This is a genomic window from Rhizobium nepotum 39/7, assembly GCF_000949865.1.
Lineage (GTDB): Bacteria > Pseudomonadota > Alphaproteobacteria > Rhizobiales > Rhizobiaceae > Agrobacterium > Agrobacterium nepotum.
In genome coordinates, this window is sequence record NZ_JWJH01000008.1 from 66,123 (window position 1) to 84,719 (window position 18,597).

Consider the following 18,597-nt stretch of genomic DNA (forward strand, 5'->3'; position numbering starts at 1 on the left):
TATACTCCTTGCGACAGGCGATTATACGCGGTCGAAGTTGGTGGGCAGTACCAGCATGTCGCGGATGGTGACGGTGCGCTTGCGGGTCAGCATATAGACCACCGCATCGGCAACTTCACTCGCATCGATAAGGCTACCCGATTCCTTCGCCTTGCGGAGATTTTCCTCCGGCCAGTCTGCCAGAAGTGCGGAAACAACCGGACCGGGAGAGACCTGTCCGACGCGCACACCATGCGGGATCATCTGGCGGCGCATGCCCTGCACGAAGCTGGTGATCGCCCACTTCGAACCCGAATAGACCGGCTCCCAATAGGTCGGGAAATGTCCGGCGATCGAGCAGGTGACAATGATGTCACCGGTCTTGCGCTCCGACATGTGCGGCACGACGGCCTGTACGTTCTTCATCACCGCATTGACGTTGAGGTTCAACATGCGGTCGATGGCTTCGGGCGTCGTCTCGGTGAGGTCGCCGCCGATATAGGTGCCGGCATTGCAGTAGAGAATGTCGATGTGGTCGACCTTCTCCAGGATTTCCGGGATCATGGCATTGCAGCTATCCGCATCCAGAAGATTCGTGACCTGCGGGATGGCGCGCTTGCCGAGTTTGCCGGCGAGTTCATTCAAGGCTTTCTCGTTCCAGTCGACCATCACCACGGTCGCGCCGTTTTCCAGCAGCGCTTCGGTGGTGGCGAGACCGATACCGGATGCGGCACCGGTGATGACCGCGATCTTGCCTTGCAGCGATTCAGACATTTAACTCTCCTGCGTTTTTAAAGATGTTTCGAGCCGGCTCAGCGCCATTCGCGCCCGATATAGATGGCAAGCAGGATGATGGCGCCCTTGATGACGTCCTGCAGATACGGGTTGATACCCACGAGATTGAGACCGTTATTGAGGATGCCGAGCAGCACCGCGCCGATAAGCGTGCCGAGGATCAGGCCCCTGCCCCCCGCAATCGCCGTGCCGCCGAGAACGACGGCCGCGATGGCGTCCAGCTCGAAGCCGACGCCCGCATTGGGCTGGCCGCTCATCAGCCGGCCGGTCAGGATGAGGGCGGCAAGGGCTGCCGTCACGCCCGAGATGCCATAGACGGCAAGCTTGACGCGCCGGGTCTTGACGCCGGAAAGGCGCGCAGCCAGCTCGTTGCCGCCGAGCGCGTAGACGTGGCGGCCGAAAGCCGTACGCTGCAAAAGCACCCAGGCCACGGCATAAATCACCACCATGATGATAACAGGCACCGGAACGACGCCGATGCGGCCGACGCCGAACCAGGAAATCCAGCTGGGAATGCCGCTGACCGGATAGCCGCCGGAATAGATGAGGCCGAGGCCGCGCGCCATGCCCATGGTTGCAAGCGTGACGATGATGGCCGGCATCTTGCCCCAGGCGACAAGCGCGCCGTTGAAGATACCAATGCCCAGTCCGATGAACAGCCCCGCCGGCAAGGCGAGCGCGGCAGGCAGGCCGGTATTCACCATCAGGCCGGCCGATAATGTGCCAACCAGCGCCATGACCGCGCCGACCGACAGATCGATGCCGCCGGTCAGGATGACGAATGTCATGCCGACAGCCAGAATGCCGACGACGGAAACCTGTCGCAGCACGTTCATGATGTTGTTCACGCTGAAGAAATTGTCGCTCGCAAGCCCCATCAGGATCGACACGACAATCAGGCCCGCCAAAGGCAGGGCCAGCGGCGAGCGCAGCACGCTGCCCAGACCAAAACCGCTCGTTTTCGCGGCAACGCCGGTATTTGCATCAAGCGACATGTTCAACCCTCCCTGTGGTGGCATTTGTCATTATTGTTTCCGAATTGATATCCGCGCCCTCGACGGTGGCAACGATGCCGCCGGAACGGAATACGCAGACGCGATCCGACATGCCGATCACTTCCGGCAGTTCCGAGGAGATCATGATGATCGAATAGCCCTTGGCGGCGAATTCGCGCATCAGCGCGTAGATTTCCGCTTTCGCCCCGACATCGATGCCGCGTGTCGGCTCATCGAAGATCAGCACGCGCATGTCGTGGTTCAACCAGCGGGCGATGACGATCTTCTGCTGGTTGCCGCCGGACAACGTATCCACCCTGGCATAGGGTCCCTGCGCCTTGACCTGCACCTGCGCCATGGCTTTTGTGGTGTGCTCCAGCTCTTTTTTCAGGTCGATGAACCAGTGAGCCTTGGGGTACTTGCGATAATTGTTGAGGGAAATGTTCTGCAGGATGGAGAAGCTTGTAATCAGCCCCTCCTCCTTGCGGCTTTCCGGCAGCAGGCCGATGCCCCGCGCCAAAGCCTCGTCCGGTCCGGAAAACCGCGTTTCCACACCATCCACCCTGAGCTTGCGACGAGAGGCGGAATGCGCACCCAGCATGGCGAGCGCCGTCTCCGTGCGTCCCGAACCGACAAGACCGGCAAAGCCCAGTATTTCGCCTTCCCGCAGGAAAAAGCGCGAGATCGGACCGCCTTTTTTCAGTTGAAGCTCTTCAACCTCAATCACCTTTCGCGCGGAGACATCGATGTCAGGTTTGGGCGGAAAGCTGGCCTCGATGCGCCGGCCAACCATCATCTCCACCAGACGGTCATTATCGACCTCCGAGGTCAGGCAGGAACCGATGAGTTCGCCATCGCGCAGCACGGTGATGCGGTCGCAGATCTCGAATATTTCCTCGAGGTGATGGGAAATGAAGATGATCGCAACGCCCTGACGCCGCAGCTCGCGCATGACCTTGAAAAGATGCTCGGTCTCGGACGGGGTAAGCGTCGCCGTCGGCTCATCGAGAACGAGAATACGAGCATCGAGCGAAAGCGCCTTGGCGATTTCCACGAATTGCTGCTGGGCGACGGAAAGGCGGTGCACGGGCACATCAAGCGGAACGTCCACGGCCAGACGGCTCATGATTTCAGCGGCACGTTTACGCATCGCGCGCTTGTTCAGCAGGCGCAGCGGCCCGCGAATTTCGCGGGCAAGAAACATGTTTTCCACGGCATCGAGATAGGGGATCAGGCTGAATTCCTGAAACACGATGCCGATACCGGCGGCGATCGCCTCGTCATAATTGGCGAAACGGCGATCCGTTCCGTCGATGCGGATCGTGCCTTCCGACGGTTGCAAAATGCCGCACAGGATCTTCATCAATGTAGACTTGCCCGCGCCGTTCTCTCCCAGAAGCGCATGCACCTCGCCGGGGCGCGCTTGCAGGTTAACGCCACGCAGGACCTCGATCTTGCCGAAGCTTTTTCTTATTCCATTCAGTTCCAGCATTTCACCCTCCTCGATAGTCGGGACATATCCCGCCCCCGCACGAGGCGGGGACGGGACCTGGGGAGGAATTCTTACCAGCTGAAATCGCCGGCGTTCTTGCTATCAACGACCATGACGTCGATCGGCACTTCCTTCGGAACGACGCGGGCGCCCCACTTCTGCGCAAGCGCCATGGCAAGGCCGACGCGCACCTGATCGCGCGGGAACTGCGCGGTCGTCTCGATGAAGGGCGTACCGTCGGCAATCGCCTTCACCGCTTCCGGAGCGCCGTCAACCGAAGTCAGCTTGATGTCCTTGCCCGAGCCCTGGATTGCGGCCAGCGCGCCCATGGCACCGCCGTCATTCACCGAGAAGATACCGGCGAGGTTCGGTCGGGACTGGATCATGTTTTCGACAACGCCGAGAGCAACGGAGCGATCCTGGCGGCCATTCTGCGTGTCGACAAGCTTGATGTCGGCAAATTCGGCAAGCGCTGCCTTGCAGCCTTCGACGCGCTGGAGGATCGGCACGACAGGAATACCGTCGAGGATCGCGACCTCACCCTTGCCGCCAATGGCTTCACCGAGATACTTGCACGACTTGTAACCTGCGTCACGGTTCTTGGAACCGACGAAGGTATCGACCGGGCCGTTGGCGTTGGCGTCAACGGCAACAACAGTCACACCGGCCGCCTTGGCGGCATGCACGGCTGCCTCGATGCCGGCGCTGTCGGTCGGGTTCAGAAGCAGGATGTCGATCTTCTGCTGCAGCATGTCTTCAACGTCGGAAATCTGCTTTGCCACATCGTGGCCAGCATCGGTCACGATCACATCGGCGCCGATACTTGCTGCGGCTTCCTTCAGCGCTTCCTGCATCGACACGAAATAGGGGTTGTTAAGCTCCTGGAACGTCATGCCGATCTTCAGCTTTTCCTGCGCCAGCGCCGGAGCGGCCATCATGGCGATTGCGGCTGTCGCCATCAGCAATTTCGATTTCGTTTTCATTGTAACTTCCTCCCGTTTGGAAATCTGGGCAATAAGAGCCCGTTTCCGGACAGTCCTCTGCCCGAATTGGTGAAAAATCCGCGATGTATCTTTGGTTTAATCGGCCATGACCGCTGCCTTCTGGGCCGCGAATACGGTCCGGAACCTCGATGGCGACATTCCCTTCAGTTTCAGGAAATGCCTGTTGAAATTCGAAAGATTTGAAAAGCCCACGTCGTAGCAGACTTCCGCCACCTTCACGTCCTGATCCACCAGAAGCATCTGGCAGGCCAGATCGATGCGCAGTTGATTGCGATAGCGCACCAAAGTCGTTCCCGTATGGCGCTTGAAGGCGCGGGAAAAGGCGCTGGGGCTCTGGCCCACCATGTCGGCCAAATCGATTTCCTCGACCTGTTCGGTCAGGTGCTGGCGCAGATGCGACAGGGCGCGGTTGATGCCACTGTCGCCGATCCCCGTCAGATCAAGCTCGTAACTCAGGCTGGCCAGAACCTCGGGCGCCGGAGCGTTGATGAGCAAGTCGAGAATTTCCCAGAAAAGCGCAAGCCGCCTCAGCCCCTGCGCCTCGATCAACCGCAGCATCAGCGGGCGAACGCGGTCGCTCGTCTCATCGTCAAACAGAATGCCGCGGCGGCTGCGGTCCAGCAGGGCGCGCACCACCTCCATCTCGGACATGGACGTGCAGGCATCCTCGATGAAGGCTTCCGGAAACTGGATGACGAGAGAACGCGTAGGTACGATCTCGTCCGGCTCGATCTCGCTGATCCAGTTCTGGGGGAGATTGGGGCCAGTCATGATAAGCTGACCGGGGCCGAAACGACCGACGAAATCGCCGATGTAAAACGTGCCTGACGTCGCCACGACCAGATGAATTTCATATTCGGGATGGTAATGCCAACGCACCGTGCGGAACGGATAGCCATGCCGCCAGGCTGCGAAAGATTCGCCCTTGCGGATATGTACCAGTTCCAGATCGGGCTGCATCGATGTCTCCTCCCATCGGTCACGTCCGCCGCATTCACGGAGCAAAGCCATTCCTCTATGGCTCGTCCTAGGCGTTGACAGGAGCATACGGCTTACCGCGCATTTACTTCCACCTCATGCCGGGGAAATTGCCGATACTTTTTTGACTGTTTTTTGTCGGAAACTGAAGAGTGCCACGCATAGGCGGACAACAAAGCCTGCGGTTACGCCGATTATTTTGCGCAGATGAGCGTCATACGCCCGGAAAACATGCATCTCAAAAAGTGAATTGATGATTTTTGAGAGCGCAACCTGTCGATCACCGGCAGGTTGCGCTTATACTTTTCCGAAGGGTATCTGCCGCTCCTGCATCGGCAGGCGATCGGCCGGAAGGGCTTATTGCGGCATCAGAATCTGCAGTTTCACGTCCGTTTCCCTTGCCTCTACCGCACGGTCAAAACCGGCGATGCTGTCTTCGAAGGGAATGCTTGCGGAAATCAGCGGTTTCAGATCGACCTTGCCGGACGCGATGAGAGCGACCGCACGATCATAAACATTGGCGTAGCGGAAAACCGTCTCCACCCGCAGCTCTTTTGCCTGGAGGCCGACGATATCGACCGGCACCGGATCGACAGGCATGCCGACGAGGACGATCACGCCGCCGGGCCGCGCCAGTTTCGCCATGCCAAGCACGGCGGGTGCAGCACCCGAGCACTCGAAAACGACATCGCAACCCCAGCCGTCCGTCGCATCAGCCACGGCTTGCGACAGATCACGTTCGCGGATGTTGACGGTTTCGATACCGTCATAAGCGGCGATGATATCAAGCTTCGGCTGGGCAAGATCGGCAACGATCACCTTTGCGCAACCGCCCGCCAGTGCGGCCAGCGCAACCATCATGCCGATCGGGCCAGCGCCCGTCACCACTGCGACATCGCCGGGCTGGATACGCGCCCGGAGCGCCGCCTGCATGCCGATGGCAAAGGGTTCGACCATGGCGCCTTCGGCAAAGGAAACGTTGTCGGGCAACTTGTATGTAAAGGCGGCGGGATGAATGACTTCCGGCGTCAGGCAACCATGGACGGGCGGTGTCGCCCAGAAGCTGACGGCCGGATCGACATTGTATATACCAAGCTTTGAAGCGCGCGATGTCGGGTCGGGAATGCCCGGCTCCATGCAGACGCGGTCGCCCGCCTTCAGATGTGTCACCTCGGCACCGGTTTCGATCACCGTTCCGGAAGCTTCATGGCCCAGCACCATCGGCGCTTTCACGACGAAATGGCCGATTTTGCCATGCGTATAATAATGGACGTCCGAACCGCAAATTCCGACCGTATGGGTGCGGATGCGCACATCCTTCGGTCCGAGTCTGCCGGGAATGTCGAACTCCCTGAGCGCGAGCTTTCCTTTTTCTTCCAGCACCAGTGCTTTCATCTCATCCTCCGAAGTTTGCGAAAGGCCTGACAGCGAATTCAAACAGCGTGATGTGGTGCAACTTCGGCAAAAGTAAACAGAAATCCGCCGGACCGGCCGGTTTTTCTTCAAGAGGGAAAAACTGTATCGAGACGCCCGCGATTTCTCATCATCCACGGTGTGCCAAGGTTTTTACGGAGGCGGAAAGAACCCCTTGATTCGTCTGCCGCATTTTACGGATCATGGCCGGGCAATATACCACCGGGCAACTCGGCCCAAGCCACTCACATCTTTTCGCCGGGCAACCGGCTCGCCTGCTTCACCCAGTCGGAGAACTGCGTTTCGTCGAACGCACCTTCATGGATATCGAGGTAACGAACTTTCGGATGCTTGGACGTGCCGGGCGGCAGAGGCTGCAACGATGCGCCGTTGAGGAAGGTAACTTTGATATATTTCGTAAAACAATGAAGGCTGAGGAACCAGAGGTCGTCCTCCATCCCGTAAAAGGGCGAGTTCCATTTCACGGCCTTGCGCACACCGGGAACAATGCCTTCGATCAATGCGTCGATACGGCTTCCAACCGCACTCTTCCAGCCCGGCATGGCCGCGATATAGGCCCGCACCGGCGCATCGCCGTATCCCTTGGCAATCTGGGGATTGCCACCTGAAAGGAGCTTCGGTGTCGCACCCGGCGGCTCGGCACCGGCAATGTCATCGGCTTCGTCCAACGTCTTGTCGCCCATAACACTTTCCCTCCCGATGTTGCACGGTTTCCTGGCAATCTCGCGGATCCGAACGTAGCAGCTATCGCCGCGAGAATGGCAGCAAAATTCAGCAGAAACAATGCGAGAACCGATCCGCCGATAAAAGCCGACCGGCAAGGATGAAGCCATTTCCGGCGGCCCGATAGCTGTTCAGGTGCCGGAAAGCTGAATGGTCAGTTCTCCATCGGAAAAGCAAAACCAGCTTTTACCCGATCCATCACAACCATAGTCTTGAACCCTTTGATATCGTGGTTCTCATAGAAAAATCGACGTGTGAAGACTTCGTAATCCTCCATGTCCTTCGCCGTGATCACCAGAATGAAATCGGCATCGCCCGTCACGTAATAGCCGATCATCACCTCTTTCGTGGCGCGGATCGCCGCCTTGAATCGATCGACGATATCAGCCCTTTCGCGCTCCAGTGAGACAAGAACGATCATGGTGATTCCACGTCCTGCCGCTTTGGGCGAGACGATGGACACATCCGCCTCGATCACCCCTTGCTCGCGCAGCCGCTTCAACCGTCGTTGGCAGGCTGTCGGTGAAAGATTGACGATCTCTGCCAGCTCTTCCGAGGTGAGGCGATTGTTCTTCTGAACGGCGTCAAGCAGCGCCCGGTCGGCTCTATCGAGCATGGTCATGCAGAAATCCTGCGTTTGATGCGAAAATCAGCACAATACCTGCGCAAATGACGACGTCAATGCAGTAAAGCGCCCGCGCTCCGCAGCTACATTCCCGTATAAACCCATTTGGAGTGACCTTATGAAAGGTATTGTCGCCGCTGCCCTGAAACACCTGCAGCGACCCGATCTGCTGGAGCACCGCGCTTTTCTGACGGGCACCTGGATGGCGCGCGGGAAGACCCTCGGCGTCATCGATCCGGCAACCCACGAACACATCATCGATGTCGCGGATTGTTCGCTTGAAGATGCCGATGCTGCCGTCGATGCGGCAAAGACCGCCTTTCTCGAGTGGCGCGACAGGCTTCCCGCCGAACGTGGTCAAATTCTGCGAGCCTGGGGTAAGCTGATGCGCGATAACGCACAGGACCTCGCTGTCATAATGACGGCCGAACAGGGCAAGCCGCAGGCGGAATCGCGCGGCGAGATTTTCTACGCTGCGAATTTTCTCGAATGGTTTGCCGCTGAGGGTGAGCGCGCCTATGGCGAAACAATTCCGAGCCACCTGCCCGGCAGCCGCCTTTCGGTACACATGCAGCCGCTGGGCGTTACGGTCGCTATCACACCATGGAATTTCCCTTCCGCCATGATTACGCGCAAGGCCGGGGCAGCACTTGCTGCCGGCTGCACCATGATCGTCAAGCCTGCGCCGGAAACCCCACTCTCGGCCCTCGCTTTAGCAAAGCTCGCGCAGGAGGCCGGCATGCCCCCGGGCGTACTCCAGGTGCTGACCGGCGAAGCTGAACCGCTAGCGCGCCGTCTGCTGGAGCACACGGCTGTACGCGCATTTTCATTTACCGGCTCCACTGAGGTCGGGCGCATTTTGCTGACGCAATCGGCTATGACGATCAAGAAAGCCTCGCTGGAACTTGGCGGTCATGCACCGTTCATTCTGTTCGACGATGCCGACCTCTCCAAAGCCGTAAAGGGTTGTATCGGCGCGAAATTCGCAACCTCAGGCCAGGATTGCCTCGCTGCCAACCGGATCTACGTACAGCGAGGGCTCTACAGCCGTTTCGTCGATCAATTCGCCAAGGCGACCACCGAACTCACGGTCGGGCATGGTCTCGAGGCCGGTATCGATATCGGTCCAATGACGCGTCCTTCCGTTGCGGAAAAATGCCGCCAGCAGATTGCACAGGCGCTTTCTTCCGGCGCCCGGCTCGTTTGCGGCGGGCAGGACAGCCCGCTTGGCGGCAATTTCGTCACGCCGACCGTGCTCGCCGATGTCACCGACGACATGCTGATCGCCCGGGAAGAAACCTTCGGGCCGATTGCCGCGATACTGCCGTTCGATGACGAGCAGGAGGTGCTCGCCCGCGCCAATGCCACCGAAATGGGATTGGCCGCCTATGTCTACACCAACGATCTCGGTCGCGCGATGCGTCTGACCGACAGGCTCGAATACGGCATGGTTGCCGTCAATACGCCGAAATTCACCGGAGCCCCGATCCCCTTCGGCGGCTGGAAGCAATCGGGCCTTGGTCGCGAAGGATCGCGCCACGGCCTCTCTGAATATCTCGAAGCAAAATATGTCTGCTTCGGCAATCTCGCTGCCTGAAAGGATCCTTCGCCATGACCGCCAACCTCGATCAGATCGCCGAAATGGACCGCAATTCGGTTCTTCACCCCTTCACGCAACTCAAGGATTTCGCGTCCGGCAAAATGGGCGACCCGACGATCGTCGAAACCGGCAAGGGTATCCGTATCCAGGACGCGCATGGCAGGCAGTTGATCGACGGCTTTGCGGGCCTCTATTGCGTGAACGTCGGTTATGGTCGCACCGAGGTGGCCGAGGCCATTTCGCGCCAGGCTTATCGGCTCGCCTACTATCATTCCTATGCCGCGCACACGACGGATGAGTTGGCGATCCTCTCCGACCGTCTCGTGAAAATGGCGCCTGGCAAGATGAGCAAGGTGTTCTACGGCATGTCGGGTTCCGATGCCAACGAAACGCAGGCCAAGCTCGTCTGGTACTACAACAACCTGCGCGGCAAGCCGAACAAGAAGAAAATCATTTCCCGCGAACGCGGCTATCACGGCTGCAGTGTCGTCGCCGGATCCATGACCGGCATGAGCTTCTATCATGATCACATGGACCTGCCGCGCGCGGGCATTCTGCATACCGGATCGCCGCATCACTACTGGGGCGCCCAGGCAGGCGAAACGGAACTGGAGTTCTCCAGACGCCGCGCGGAAGAGCTTGAAACCATGATTCTGCGCGAAGGTCCGGACACGATCGGCGCCTTCATCGCCGAGCCGGTGCTTGGAACCGGCGGTATCACGCCGCCGCCGCAGGGATATTGGGAGGAAATCCAGAATGTTCTCAAAAAATACGACATCCTGCTGATCGCCGATGAGGTCATCACCGGATTCGGACGAACCGGCTCGATGTTCGGATCCCAGCATTATGGCATCGAACCGGATCTTGTCACCGTCGCCAAGGGCCTGACCTCGGCGTATTTCCCTCTCTCCGGGGCAATCGTCGGAGAAAAGGTCTACAGGGTTCTCGAGGAAGGGGCGGACCGCGTCGGCGCCTTCTCTCACGGCTATACGTATTCCGGCCATCCGATCGGAGCCGCGGCAGCCAACGCCGTCCTCGATATCGTCGAGAGGGAGGACCTGCCGGGCAATGCCCGTACAGTCGGCGCCTATTTCCAGGAACAGCTGAAGGCGAAATTCGCTCAACTTCCCATTGTTGGTGAAGTGCGTGGCGTCGGGTTGATGGGCGCAATCGAGTTTGTGGCGGATCGCGAAAAGAAAGTGCGTTTTGCTCCCGGCCTCACCGTCGGTGCGCGTGTCTCGAAGGCGGCGCGAAATCTCGGACTTATTGCGCGCGCCATGCCCCATGGCGACATTCTGGGCTTTGCGCCGCCGCTCGTAACCACGAAGGAAGAAATCGACGAGATCGTCGCCATCGCCGAGGCAGCCGTCCGCACCGTCATGGATGAACTGGTGCAGGCTGGCGAAAAGATCTGATGCAGGCGAACCTGCCGGGCGGGATTTATATCGTTTGTCGACCGCCTGTTTCAGGGAACAATCACGATGACGGTGATTATTCCTGAAGCAATCGTCGGCTTGCGATGCATAATGCTTCATCTTTTTGGATGAGCATGCATAATGTCATGAAATAATCGTCCCGCAAACGAGACAATTTCATGCATCGTCAAGCCAACGCACTCGCCTCCGACCTTATTCCCGCGACGAAGCCGGTCGAATGGCGACCAAGTCTCGCCAGACAGAAGGGGGAGACCAAACATGCGGCCCTCACGGAGCGCATCATCGCGGATATCGATGCCGGCGTGCTCAAGCCGATGGATCGCATGCCGACCCATCGGGACTTGGCCCGCGAACTCAGCCTGTCCGTTCAGACCGTCAGCCTCTCCTATAAGGAGGCGGAACGGCGTGGCTATCTAAGCGGCGAGATAGGTCGCGGCACCTTCGTCAAGGCGCGCGTGACGGATCGCGCCGGACGTATGATGCTCGACCACAGCCCCCACGAAGTGCTCGACCTTTCCATCGTTCGCGGCGTTTATCTCGATGCGCATGAAAACGCCTCTCGCGACATCCTTCGCGAACTCGCAGACAGCGACAATGCGGAATTCATGCGTCCCTGCCGTCCGATTGCAGGTCTTGACCGTCACAGGCAAACGGCACGCATCTGGCTGCGCACGCTCGGCGTCACGGCCCCAGCCGAGCGTATCCTCGTCACCAATGGCGCGGCCCATGGTATTTTTCTCGCCTTGAGCTGCATTGTTCGTTCCGGCGACGTCATCCTGTGTGAAAACCTCACCGATCACGGCATCATCGGACTTTCAAGCATATTGGGGTTCAGCCTCAAGGGCCTGCCTACCGATGACGAAGGCATTTTGCCGGGTGCACTCGAAGCCGCATGTGCGGCTGGCGGCGTTCGGGCGCTGGTGCTCGTCCCCACACTCAACAATCCAACCGGTCATATCTCGGGCGCGGGGCGCAGGCGCGAAATAGCTGCGATCGCCGAACGTTACGGCATTTTTGTCATCGAAGACGAGGTCTACCGCCCGATGATAGAGGAGGAGCTGCCGTCGATCACTGAGATGTTGCCCGATCTCGGCTTCTTCGTCACGAGTTTTACCAAAACGGTGCTGACCGGCCTGCGTGTCGGCTACCTCGTCGTTCCGCCCGCCTATTCCATTCGTGCCGCTTCCATCCTGCGCGTATCGAGCTGGAGCGCCACCTACCTGATCGGCGAAATCGCTACGCGCTGGGTCGAAAACGGCACCGCGCAACGGCTGCTTCAAATCCAGCGCGACGAAGCGCGTGCGCGCCAAAATATTGCGACGGAAATCCTGCGCGATCATATCGCCTCCAGTCATCCGCTCTCCCTCTGCGCATGGCTGAAGGTTCCGCCGCACTGGACCGAGGAAGGCTTGGTGCGCTCCCTCACCAACCAGAATGTCGCAGTCACCCCCTCCGATCCATTCATCGCCGGACCGGGCCACGGCGGCGGCATTCGTGTCTGCCTTGGCGGACGCATGAACCATGCGAGCCTGGCCAAGGCCCTGATGATCGTGCGCCAGGCTTTTGAACAACTGCCGCCCGTCTACGACATCGGTTCGATCGGCTAGCCCCACGGCAATCATTGAATCATGACAATATAATAATTGACATGATTTTACTTCGCTCCCAACATGACAATCATGAACAGCGAAGTTCCAACCATATTCACCGAAGAGAGATCGCCGCCAGTCGTGCTGGCGGATATCGAACGGGCTGCGGCGCGTATCGCCGGTAGAGTGACGCGCACCCCGCTCGTTCGCTCGCGCGCCCTGTCCGAACGCACTGGCCAGCATGTTTATCTCAAGCTTGAAACACGCCAGCCAACGGGCGCCTTCAAGCTGCGCGGCGCGATGAACGCCATCCTGTCGCTCGATGAGGCGGCGCGCACGCGCGGTCTCGTCACGGCGTCAACCGGCAATCATGGTCGCGCCGTCGCCTTTGCGGCGCGCGAACTCGGTGTGCCGGCAACCATCTGCATGTCATCGCTCGTTCCCGCCAACAAGATCGAAGCGATCCGCGCGCTCGGGGCCGAAGTTCACATCGTCGGCACCTCGCAGGACGATGCGCAGGAGGAGGTTGAGCGTCTGGTCGAGAGGCTTGGCCTCACACAGATCCCGCCTTTCGATGATCCGCACGTCGTCGCTGGTCAGGGAACGATCGGGTTGGAAATTGTCGAGGATCTGGCCGATCTCGCAACCGTTCTCGTTCCACTTTCCGGCGGTGGTCTCGCCGGTGGCATCGCCTGCGCCGTCAAGGCATTAAAGCCACAGGCGCAGATCGTCGGCATCTCCATGGAGCGGGGGGCGGCCATGCATGCGGCGATAGCCGCCGGCAGGCCCGTCCCGGTCCGCGAAGAGGAAACGCTGGCCGATTCGCTTGGCGGCGGCATCGGTCTTGCAAACCGTGTCACCTTCGCGCTTTGCCGCGATCTTCTCGATGACATCATCCTCCTTACCGAAGACGAGATCGCAGCCGGTATCCGCCATGCTGCGCGCGAAGAACACATAACGGTCGAAGGTGCTGGCGCGGTCGGCATCGCCGCCATCCTTTCAGGCAAGGTCGAACTTTCCGGGCCAACCGCCATCATCGTGTCAGGTGGAAACATCGACCCGCAGCTTCATCAAAAACTCGTCGGGGGAGCAACAGCATGAGCCGCATCAGCATACTGATGGAAAAGGACCTTCGTGCGATCGTGAGGCTCGACCGTTCCGCAGTCGATTGCGTCGAACAGGCATTTGCGGCGCTCGCCACGAAACCCGTCGCCATGCCACCGATCCTGCGCCTCGACATTCCGGAATTTCGTGGCGAAGTAGACGTAAAAACGGCCTATGTGCCCGGTTTCGACGGTTTCGCCATCAAGATAAGCCCCGGTTTTTTCGACAATCCCAAGCTCGGCCTGCCGAGCCTCAACGGGCTGATGATCCTCTTCAGCGCGAGAACGGGTTTGGTCGAAGCCCTTCTTCTTGACAATGGCTATCTTACCGACGTGCGCACGGCAGCGGCCGGCGCGGTAGCCGCACGACATCTGTCGCGTGAGAATGCCTCCGTCGCAACGATCTTCGGCGCAGGCATGCAGGCGCAGCTCCAGCTTGCGGCATTGATGCTGGTGCGCCCGATCGGATCGGCGCGCATCTGGGCACGCGATCACGCCAAGGCGCAGAAGCTTGCCAGCGATTTTGCCCGCGAATACGGCATCGAAGTTGCTGCCATTGCCGATCCACGCCAAGCCGCGCGGGGTGCCGATATCATTGTCACCACGACGCCGGCCGAAAAGCCGATCGTTCTGGCGGACTGGCTTGAACCGGGCCAGCATCTGACCGCGATGGGATCGGACGCCGAACACAAGAATGAAATCGATCCTGCCGTATTCGCGCGGGCTGACTACGTCGCCGATCGCCTCACGCAAACACGCATTCTCGGTGAATTGCACCATGCGATCAAGGCTGGCGTGGTCAAGCCGGACCGGGAATTCGCCGAACTCGGAGCCGTCGTCACCGGCAAGGCGACCGGCCGCGTCAATGCAGATGCAATAACCTTTGCCGACCTTACGGGCACCGGCGTGCAGGACACCGCAATCGCAAATCTGGCCTTCACCCGCGCGAAAGACCAAGGAAGCGGTCAGATCGTTGAAAATGAGATAAAAATGGGAGATGCAGCTTGAGCGCGACGCTGAACTTTACATCCGAGGAATATGCCGAGCGCCTCGCCAAAACCCGCCGCGCCATGGAGGCAGCCGGTATCGATCTTCTGATCGTCACCGATCCGTCCAACATGCACTGGCTTACCGGTTACGACGGCTGGTCCTTTTACGTGCACCAGTGCGTCGTGGTGCCGCCGAGCGGCGAGCCTATCTGGTACGGCCGCAAGCAGGACGCCAATGGCGCCAAGCGAACCGCCTATCTTGGCCACGACAACATCATCGGCTATCCCGATCACTACGTTCAGTCGACCGAGCGCCACCCGATGGATCTGCTTTCGCAGATCATCGATGAGCACAAATGGTCGCGCCTCGCGGTCGGTGTCGAGATGGATAACTACTATTTCTCGGCTGCCGCCTTCGCATCTCTCCAGAAGCATTTGCCGAATGCCCGCTTCAAGGACGCAGCAGGGCTGGTCAACTGGCAGCGCGCCGTCAAGAGCCCGACCGAACTCGATTACATGCGCAAGGCCGGCAAAATCGTTGAATTGATGCACAAGCGCATCGTGGATGTCGTCGAACCCGGCATGCGCAAGTGCGATCTTGTCGCCGAAATCTACGATGCCGGCATTCGCGGCACATCCGAATTCGGCGGCGATTATCCCGCGATCGTCCCGCTTTTGCCATCGGGCGCAGACGCTTCCGCCCCTCACCTGACCTGGGATGACAAGCCGATGCGGACCGGCGAAGGCACGTTCTTCGAAATTGCCGGCGCCTATAAGCGCTATCACTGCCCGCTATCGCGCACCGTATTTCTTGGCAAGCCGACACAGGCTTTCCTCGATGCAGAAAAGGCGACACTCGAAGGTATGGAGGCCGGCCTGTCCGCGGCCAGACCCGGCAACACCTGCGAGGACATCGCCAACGCCTTCTTCGCGGTCTTGAAAAAATACGGGATCATAAAGGACAATCGCACCGGTTATCCGATCGGCCTCTCCTATCCGCCGGACTGGGGCGAGCGCACCATGAGCCTGCGCCCGGGCGACCGCACCGAACTGTTGCCCGGCATGACCTTCCATTTCATGACCGGTCTCTGGCTCGAAGATATGGGGCTCGAAATCACCGAAAGCATCGCGATCACCGAGACAGGCGTCGAGTGCCTGTCAAACGTGCCGCGCCAGCTGTTCGTGAAGGGATGAGGCCATGCTGACCAGCGCCCCGCGCCCTTCACCTATTACGCCTTCCGTGGATTTTAACGCGAAGGGCGTCCAACACGGCCATCTGCGCCTGCCCTACAGCCGGGACGACAGCGCCTGGGGCTCGGTCATGATTCCGATCTGCGTCATCGCCAATGGAGAGGGCCCGACCGCACTTCTCATCGGCGCCAACCATGGCGACGAGTATGAGGGGCCCGCAGCCCTGTTCGAACTGGCGCAGACACTGGATCCGTCACAGGTCAGCGGGCGCATCATCATCGTTCCGGCGCTGAATTATCCGGCATTTCGGGCAGGCACGCGCACCTCGCCAATCGACCGGGGAAACCTGAACCGCAGCTTTCCCGGTCGCCCGGACGGCACGGTGACGGAAAAGATCGCCGATTACGCCACCCGCCATTTGATACCTTTGGCCGATATCGTGCTCGACTTCCATTCGGGCGGTAAGACGCTCGACTTCCTGCCCTATGCCGCGGCGCACGGGTTGCCCGACAAGGATCAGGAAGCGCTGTGTTTCGAAGCGGTGGCAGCTTTCGCCGCTCCCTATTCGATGAAAATGCTGGAGATCGACGCGGTCGGCATGCTGGACACGACGGTCGAGGAGATGGGCAAGGTCTTCGTCACCACCGAGCTTGGCGGAGCGGGAACGGCAAGTGCCCGCACCATCGATATCGCCCGGAAGGGAAGCCTCAATGTCCTGCGCCATGCCGGGATCCTGACGGGCAGCCCGGATATTCAACCGACCCGCTGGCTGGACATGCCGTCGAACGACTGCTTCACTTTCGCGCAAGATGACGGGCTGATCGCCTTTGCCCGCGATCTTGGCGACGCGGTCAGGACGGGCGAGATCATTGCCAGCGTTTACCCTGTCGGGAGGACAGGTGTTGCGCCGATCGACTATCGCGCCGCCATGGACGGACTGCTTGCGGCCCGTCACGTGCCCGGTCTCATCAAGGCCGGAGACTGCCTTGCCGTCATAGCGACGGTTACGGAGAAAATTTAACCCCGAGAACATCGCGAGATCCGAAAACGGACCGCGAAAAACACCAACCAGAGGAACATGACATGTGCATCATCAAAATCGCCGGGCTTTGCGCCCTCACTCTTGGCATCGGCATCACGTCTGCCGGCGCTCTTACTGTCGAAGAGGCCAAGGAGCAGGGGTTCATCCGCGCTGCGACAGCCAACGAAGTCCCCTACTCCTATATGCAGCCGGACGGCACCTCCGCCGGCATCGGCCCGGACGTGGCCAACGCCGTGCTCAAATCCATGGGCATCGAGGAGGTCAACTGGACGGTGACACCTTTCGGCACTCTTATTCCCGGCCTTAAGGCCCGTCGTTTCGACTTTGCTGCCGCCGAGCAGAACATTTCGCCCGAACGCTGCAAACAGGTCGCATTCACCGAGCCGAACTCGTCTTATGGCGAAGGCCTTCTGGTGAAGAAGGGCAATCCGAAGGGTCTGACGACCTACGCCGATATTGCGAAAGACCCATCATTGAAAGTGGCCGTGGTTTCGGGCGCCAACAATGTCGACTTCCTGCGCGCGGTCGGCGTCAAGGACGAGCAGATCGTCTTCATCCCCGCCAACGCCGATGCGATCCCAACCGTGCAGAGCCGGGCCGATGCGTATGCGGCAACTGAATTGACGGTCTCCGAACTCGCCAAGGGCCAGGCGCAGGTCGAGCAGGTCGCACCTTTCACGGATCCGATCGTCAAAGGCGCACCGGTCCGAAACTATGGCGGCTTTGCCTTCCGCCCGGAAGACAAGGCGCTGCGCGACGCCTTCAACGCGGCCCTCATCGAGTTCCGCAAGACGGACGAGTACAACACGATCCTCGGCAAGTATGGCCTGTCCGCGCAGAGCATCGCTGCCGCTGCCGAAAAGCCCGTCGCGGACCTGTGTGCCGGCAAATGACGACAAAGGCGCTCGGTATTGACCGGGCGCCACCCGTTGAAACTGGGACACATCCACATGGACTGGACAGCCTACCTGCCGATGCTCTGGCAAGGTGCTTACGTCACGATGACGATCACGTTGGCGGCGATTGCCGTCGGCGCAGTGCTTGCTTTTGTGTTCGGTATTCTTCGCGTCGAAGGCGGGCCGGTCCTGTCGACAGTCGCGCTGTGTTACACGGAGTTGTTTAGAGGCACATCGCTGTTCGTACAGCTCTTCTGGTTCTATTATGCGCTTCCGTTGGTCGGCTTGAGTTTCGATCCGATCACGACGGGCATTCTGGTGCTGGCCGCACATGCCGGCGGCTATGGGGCGGAAATTGTGCGGGGTGCACTTTCCTCCGTCTCCGTGCAGCAGCTCGAGGCCGCCCGTGCGTTGAATTTCAATCGCTTCCAGACGCTGTTCCGGATCTCCCTGCCGCAGGCAACGGTCGAAATGATGCCCGCCTTCGGCAATCTCGCGATCGAGACGCTGAAACTGTCCTCGCTCGTGTCACTGATCTCGATTGCGGATCTTACCTTCGCGGCTCAGTCGATCCGCAACATTACGCTGGATAGCGCAAGCATCTATTCGATCACGCTCGTCTGCTACTTCGCCATGTCGCTCGTGTTGATGGTCTTCATCCGCGTCATTGAACACTTCGTACGACGCGGCAATGTCTTCCCGCGCGAACGCCATTCGTGAGGGACT

The 18,597-nt window shown here is 59.7% G+C and carries 17 protein-coding genes; 9 read left to right on the forward strand and 8 right to left on the reverse strand.

Translation table 11 applies throughout. The features are described 5' to 3' along the window. Positions 1-21: 21 nt before the first annotated feature. From RS75_RS10245 to RS75_RS10280, 8 genes are all read right to left on the reverse strand, one after another. On the reverse strand, positions 22-753 hold the full coding sequence (locus tag RS75_RS10245; RefSeq protein WP_045019992.1) for an SDR family oxidoreductase: 732 nt from the start codon (positions 751-753) through the stop codon (positions 22-24). A gap of 38 nt (positions 754-791) precedes the next feature. Beyond that, complete coding sequence (locus tag RS75_RS10250) at positions 792-1,769, reverse strand: ABC transporter permease (RefSeq protein ID WP_045019995.1); 978 nt, start codon at positions 1,767-1,769, stop codon at positions 792-794. Next, a complete protein-coding gene (locus tag RS75_RS10255) occupies positions 1,759-3,261 on the reverse strand; it encodes a sugar ABC transporter ATP-binding protein (protein ID WP_045019997.1) in 1,503 nt (500 codons plus the stop codon). Before RS75_RS10255 ends, RS75_RS10250 begins: the two co-directional genes overlap by 11 nt. Before the next feature lie 71 nt (positions 3,262-3,332). Further along, positions 3,333-4,244: an ABC transporter substrate-binding protein gene (locus RS75_RS10260; protein ID WP_045019998.1), complete on the reverse strand. Its 912-nt coding sequence runs from the start codon at positions 4,242-4,244 to the stop codon at positions 3,333-3,335. 96 nt (positions 4,245-4,340) lie between these two features. Next, positions 4,341-5,225 carry an AraC family transcriptional regulator gene (locus tag RS75_RS10265; protein WP_045020000.1) on the reverse strand — a complete coding sequence of 295 codons (885 nt, stop codon included), beginning with the start codon at positions 5,223-5,225 and terminating at the stop codon, positions 4,341-4,343. 375 nt (positions 5,226-5,600) lie between these two features. Further along, positions 5,601-6,638 (reverse strand): NAD(P)-dependent alcohol dehydrogenase, encoded by a 1,038-nt coding sequence (locus RS75_RS10270; protein WP_045020002.1) that lies wholly within the window; start codon positions 6,636-6,638, stop codon positions 5,601-5,603. A 263-nt stretch (positions 6,639-6,901) separates the two neighbouring features. After that, positions 6,902-7,360: a DUF1801 domain-containing protein gene (locus tag RS75_RS10275; protein WP_045020005.1), complete on the reverse strand. Its 459-nt coding sequence runs from the start codon at positions 7,358-7,360 to the stop codon at positions 6,902-6,904. A 194-nt stretch (positions 7,361-7,554) separates the two neighbouring features. Then, positions 7,555-8,022: an Lrp/AsnC family transcriptional regulator gene (locus RS75_RS10280; protein ID WP_045020007.1), complete on the reverse strand. Its 468-nt coding sequence runs from the start codon at positions 8,020-8,022 to the stop codon at positions 7,555-7,557. Between the two features lie 121 nt (positions 8,023-8,143). Here RS75_RS10280 and RS75_RS10285 point away from each other — a divergent pair, with 121 nt between their 5' ends. The 9 genes from RS75_RS10285 (at position 8,144) to ehuC (ending at position 18,591) form a co-directional block, all read left to right on the forward strand. Continuing rightward, positions 8,144-9,622 (forward strand): NAD-dependent succinate-semialdehyde dehydrogenase, encoded by a 1,479-nt coding sequence (locus tag RS75_RS10285; RefSeq protein WP_045020009.1) that lies wholly within the window; start codon positions 8,144-8,146, stop codon positions 9,620-9,622. A 14-nt stretch (positions 9,623-9,636) separates the two neighbouring features. Continuing rightward, positions 9,637-11,040 (forward strand): aspartate aminotransferase family protein, encoded by a 1,404-nt coding sequence (locus tag RS75_RS10290; RefSeq protein ID WP_045020012.1) that lies wholly within the window; start codon positions 9,637-9,639, stop codon positions 11,038-11,040. Positions 11,041-11,219: 179 nt separating this feature from the next. Continuing rightward, a complete protein-coding gene (gene ehuR / locus RS75_RS10295; protein WP_045020014.1) occupies positions 11,220-12,668 on the forward strand; it encodes a MocR-like ectoine utilization transcription factor EhuR in 1,449 nt (482 codons plus the stop codon). Between the two features lie 63 nt (positions 12,669-12,731). Then, entirely contained in the window at positions 12,732-13,751 is a 1,020-nt protein-coding gene (gene eutB, locus RS75_RS10300) for a hydroxyectoine utilization dehydratase EutB (RefSeq protein ID WP_045020015.1), read from the forward strand. Then, positions 13,748-14,761: an ectoine utilization protein EutC gene (gene eutC / locus RS75_RS10305; protein WP_045020017.1), complete on the forward strand. Its 1,014-nt coding sequence runs from the start codon at positions 13,748-13,750 to the stop codon at positions 14,759-14,761. The genes eutB and eutC overlap by 4 nt, the downstream gene beginning before the upstream one ends. Then, on the forward strand, positions 14,758-15,936 hold the full coding sequence (doeA, locus tag RS75_RS10310; protein WP_045020020.1) for an ectoine hydrolase DoeA: 1,179 nt from the start codon (positions 14,758-14,760) through the stop codon (positions 15,934-15,936). Before eutC ends, doeA begins: the two co-directional genes overlap by 4 nt. A 4-nt stretch (positions 15,937-15,940) precedes the next feature. Then, entirely contained in the window at positions 15,941-16,954 is a 1,014-nt protein-coding gene (gene doeB / locus RS75_RS10315) for a N(2)-acetyl-L-2,4-diaminobutanoate deacetylase DoeB (RefSeq protein ID WP_045020022.1), read from the forward strand. A gap of 62 nt (positions 16,955-17,016) precedes the next feature. After that, positions 17,017-17,868 (forward strand): ectoine/hydroxyectoine ABC transporter substrate-binding protein EhuB, encoded by an 852-nt coding sequence (ehuB, locus tag RS75_RS10320; protein WP_045020024.1) that lies wholly within the window; start codon positions 17,017-17,019, stop codon positions 17,866-17,868. Between the two features lie 57 nt (positions 17,869-17,925). After that, positions 17,926-18,591, forward strand: a complete 666-nt coding sequence (gene ehuC, locus RS75_RS10325) for an ectoine/hydroxyectoine ABC transporter permease subunit EhuC (protein ID WP_045020026.1) — start codon at positions 17,926-17,928, stop codon at positions 18,589-18,591. The last annotated feature ends 6 nt before the right edge of the window (positions 18,592-18,597 follow it).

Excerpts from the sequence above, each read along its gene's own strand:
- ehuR (WP_045020014.1), top strand. The coding sequence starts at position 11,220 with ATGCATCGTCAAGCCAACGCACTCGCCTCCGACCTTATTCCCGCGACG.
- RS75_RS10280 (WP_045020007.1), bottom strand. The coding sequence starts at position 8,022 with ATGACCATGCTCGATAGAGCCGACCGGGCGCTGCTTGACGCCGTTCAG.
- RS75_RS10285 (WP_045020009.1), top strand. The coding sequence starts at position 8,144 with ATGAAAGGTATTGTCGCCGCTGCCCTGAAACACCTGCAGCGACCCGAT.
- eutC (WP_045020017.1), top strand. The coding sequence starts at position 13,748 with ATGAGCCGCATCAGCATACTGATGGAAAAGGACCTTCGTGCGATCGTG.
- RS75_RS10245 (WP_045019992.1), bottom strand. The coding sequence starts at position 753 with ATGTCTGAATCGCTGCAAGGCAAGATCGCGGTCATCACCGGTGCCGCA.
- ehuC (WP_045020026.1), top strand. The coding sequence starts at position 17,926 with ATGGACTGGACAGCCTACCTGCCGATGCTCTGGCAAGGTGCTTACGTC.
- ehuB (WP_045020024.1), top strand. The coding sequence starts at position 17,017 with ATGTGCATCATCAAAATCGCCGGGCTTTGCGCCCTCACTCTTGGCATC.
- doeB (WP_045020022.1), top strand. The coding sequence starts at position 15,941 with ATGCTGACCAGCGCCCCGCGCCCTTCACCTATTACGCCTTCCGTGGAT.
- RS75_RS10250 (WP_045019995.1), bottom strand. The coding sequence starts at position 1,769 with ATGTCGCTTGATGCAAATACCGGCGTTGCCGCGAAAACGAGCGGTTTT.
- RS75_RS10255 (WP_045019997.1), bottom strand. The coding sequence starts at position 3,261 with ATGCTGGAACTGAATGGAATAAGAAAAAGCTTCGGCAAGATCGAGGTC.
- RS75_RS10290 (WP_045020012.1), top strand. The coding sequence starts at position 9,637 with ATGACCGCCAACCTCGATCAGATCGCCGAAATGGACCGCAATTCGGTT.
- RS75_RS10260 (WP_045019998.1), bottom strand. The coding sequence starts at position 4,244 with ATGAAAACGAAATCGAAATTGCTGATGGCGACAGCCGCAATCGCCATG.
- RS75_RS10270 (WP_045020002.1), bottom strand. The coding sequence starts at position 6,638 with ATGAAAGCACTGGTGCTGGAAGAAAAAGGAAAGCTCGCGCTCAGGGAG.
- eutB (WP_045020015.1), top strand. The coding sequence starts at position 12,732 with ATGACAATCATGAACAGCGAAGTTCCAACCATATTCACCGAAGAGAGA.
- RS75_RS10275 (WP_045020005.1), bottom strand. The coding sequence starts at position 7,360 with ATGGGCGACAAGACGTTGGACGAAGCCGATGACATTGCCGGTGCCGAG.
- RS75_RS10265 (WP_045020000.1), bottom strand. The coding sequence starts at position 5,225 with ATGCAGCCCGATCTGGAACTGGTACATATCCGCAAGGGCGAATCTTTC.